Source organism: Microcystis sp. LE19-131.1A, assembly GCF_027532015.1.
Classification (GTDB): domain Bacteria; phylum Cyanobacteriota; class Cyanobacteriia; order Cyanobacteriales; family Microcystaceae; genus Microcystis; species Microcystis ichthyoblabe_A.
Map to the genome: position 1 here is coordinate 1 of NZ_JAPZSS010000266.1, position 2,624 is coordinate 2,624.

A 2,624-nucleotide genomic window follows, 5' to 3' on the forward strand; every position below is an offset into this window, starting at 1 on the left:
GCACCGGTTGTTACCTGCACTAAGGCGGCACTATTAACCCCTAATCCTTGATTACCTGTAATCGCTCCATTAGCATCAGTAAATACCTGATTGATTAAATTGTCTAAAGTGGTGACAGTGCTATCAGCAGCACGACTGAAATTGCTAGGCGCACTCGTGGCGGTTCCACCTTGAGTTAATAAGTCGATTTTATCACTATTGATGGCAAAATCTGTGATACGATCGCTTGTTGATATGGTAGATTGGCCAAATTGGAAGATGAAAGTATCTGCACCTAAACCACCGGTTAAATTATCAATTCCCGCACCTCCATTGATTTGATTATTGCCACTATTTCCGGTGATATTATTGTTACCAGCGTTACCTGTACCGTTAATATTATTACTGCCAATTAGTCTGAGGTTTTCGACATTGTTGGGTAGGGTGCGAGTGAGACTGGTTTGCCAAGTATCAGTAATGATAACTTCTCCTATTCCTCCTTCGGGATTGATGGTAGCATTAACGGGATTTGACAGGGTTACTGTAAAAGCTTCATCAGGTTCATTGAGGTTATCATTGAGGATGGGAATGCTAATAGTAGCAGTGGAAGTATTAGCAGCAATGGTGATAGTTCCGGTTTTGCTAGTGTAATCTACATTAGCGGTAGCGTTAATGGGTGCGGTGGTATAGTTGAAGGTAATTGGTTGTGGATTGGGGTTATCAACTGTGACGGTGAGGATGGCATTATTATCTTTACCTTCCACTACGGTGATGTCATTAATGGAGAGTTGCGAGGTGACAGTGGTATCGTCATTATTAATTGTCCCCGTAACTGGAGTAGTCGTACCTATCGTATAACCTGTCCCAGAAGCAAGAGTTAAAATAACAGTCTCATCACTTTCTACTGTAGTATCAGCAGTGGGGTCAACTGTTACGGTAGCAGTGGATGAATTAGCAGCAAAGGTGACTGTATTGGTAGTCCCTGTACGAGTGTAGTCAGTATTTAAAGTAGCTGTCCCACTGATGCTGTAGTTAACCGTTAAAGGATTAGTGGTTACTCCACTACGAGTAAAGGTATAGACTAAGTTGGTTGTCCCATCTTCTGTCACACTACTGGGAGAGACAGCAAGAGTAATACTAGGGAAATCATCATTGGTAATTGTCCCCGTCACTGGGGTGGTCGTACCTACTGTATAACCAGTCCCAGAAGTAAGAGTTAAAATAACAGTTTCATCACTTTCTACTGTAGTATCAGCAGTGGGGTCAACTGTTACGGTAGCAGTGGATGAATTAGCAGCAAAGGTGACACTGGTGGGAATAGAAGTGTAATCGGTTCCATTAGTAGCTGTTCCCCCAACTGTATAGTTAGCGGTTAAGGCGCTGGTAGTAGAACCGGTACGAGTAAAGGTATAGACTAAGTTGGTTGTCCCATCTTCGGTAACACTACTGGGAGAGACAGCAAGAGTAATACTGGGGAAATCATCATTGGTAATTGTCCCTGTAACTGCGTTGGTCGTACCTATCGTATAACCTGTCCCTGCAGCGAGGGTTAAAATGACGGTTTCGTTACTTTCTACTGTGGTATCAGCAGTGGGGTCAACGGTTACGGTAGCAGTGGATGAACCAGCAGCAAAGGTGACAGTATTGTTAGTCCCTGTACGAGTGTAGTCGGTATTAAGGGTAGCTGTCCCTCCGAGGGTGTAGTTGACTGTTAAAGGATTAGTGGTTACTCCACTACGGGTGAAGGTATAAACCAGATTTGTTGTCCCATCTTCGGTAACACTTGCGGGAGAAACTGCAAGAGTAATACTGGGAAGAGTCGGACTAGAAACATAGCTAAAATAACTAGCAGTTAGACTTAATGCTGTTTGATTATTGATAACTGCAATAAGTTCATCTGGTTCGGTTCCGGGTTTGTTGATGTAGAGTTTAGTATTAGAACCAGAAACCGTTAACAGATAGTCACTACTTGCACCTCGTAGTTGAATTGTATCATCAGTGGTGTTAAAGTCGGCAATTGTCGCGTAGTCGCTAGTACCTGCATTAGTTGTATTACCGTCATCGTAACCAATCCAAGTTGCGTCACCAAGGATAAATCTATCACTTCCTGCTCCTCCTGTTAAAGAATCAATTTCTCCTTTTCCTGGGGTGCTACTGTTAGGGTTAACCCCTGTGATGATGTCATTACCTCCCCCGGTGGTGATGGTGTCATTAGCATTAGTTCCAGTAATTTGAAACCTTTCTATATTAGAGAAGGAAACGGAGTCAGAATTACCACTGCTATTAGTATAGGCACTAAAAGAACCACTCCAAGCCCCACCACTCTCAAAAATACTGCTACTTATTCCTGCTGGAAAGGTGGTTGTCCCCGCGTAGGTGTTACTGGAGTAGTCAATAATTAATAGGTCATTTTCGTCCCCACCATTTATGTTGTTCCCACCATTGACGTTATCTTGTCCTCGTCCCCCGTTAATCGTATCATTTCCCTCTCCGGTAGCAATGGTTTCATTAAAACTCCCCGTAAAGGTAATACTATCATTACCGGTTCCAGTAGTCAGGTTATTGAACCGTTCAACATTTTTGACCACATTGCCATTACTTTCAGTGAAGGTTCCCCCACTGTTATCAATGGTTAAATTGGTGGT

General features: G+C 43.1%; 1 protein-coding gene. It reads right to left on the bottom strand.

Going from position 1 to position 2,624, the window contains the following annotated elements; genetic code table 11:
* Positions 1-2,624, bottom strand: a 2,624-nt coding sequence (locus tag O9323_RS18840; protein ID WP_288125575.1) for a beta strand repeat-containing protein, incomplete at both ends; no start/stop codon positions are given.